Source organism: Ralstonia sp. VS2407 (assembly GCF_052950655.1).
Map to the genome: position 1 here is coordinate 1 of NZ_JBRFVG010000063.1, position 678 is coordinate 678.

Annotated in this window: 1 protein-coding gene; it reads left to right on the plus strand. The window is 36.9% G+C overall.

Going from position 1 to position 678, the window contains the following annotated elements; genetic code table 11:
- Nucleotides 1–151: 151 nt before the first annotated feature.
- Nucleotides 152–678: hypothetical protein (locus tag ACU8YE_RS23830; protein ID WP_446929804.1), on the plus strand; the 527-nt coding region annotated here is incomplete at its 3' end.

A 678-nucleotide genomic window follows, 5' to 3' on the forward strand; every position in this document is an offset into this window, starting at 1 on the left:
GTTGAAGCGATTGTTGTTCGTGCTAGAGATTTTAAAGTGATCACTCAAGGTGTAACTAAGCCTTTAAACGAAAAAAGACCATTCATAACCGATAATTTCGATTACGAATGGAAAGATGCAACTAATTATTAAACGAAAGTAGGAAAATAAAATGACAAAACAAGTAAATTTCAGACCAGAAGTGAAAAAAGTGACATCTAAATCAAACGGAAATATCGAAGTGCTATTAGTGGTTAGCAACGCTTCATTAAAAGGAAAATATGAAAGTTTAAACGAATTTTTAGGCAAAACAGTGTCAACGACTATTGAGCCAGAAACAGTAGAATACAAGGTGCCAGTAAACAAACATACGAATAAACCAAATGTCGAGTATGTTGTGAATAACGACGGAACAGTTGAAGTTCTAAAAGAAGAACAAACTTCTTTAGAAATGGGCGATGATGTGCAAGAAGTCGAAGAAGTTGCTGTGCAAGTATCGAAAGAAACTATTGACGAATTCATCAAGAAGGCAACGACTATCGAATGGCCAGAATCAGTAACAATCAACGTTCGTGGCGTGTTGCATCGAATCGATGAAGGGGAAGCGCTAGAAGAAATTGCAGCTGATCATGATGTTTCAGTTGATAATCTAATCAATCAAGTAGACCTTGCGCGCCAACATTTTGCACCGTTTGCAGA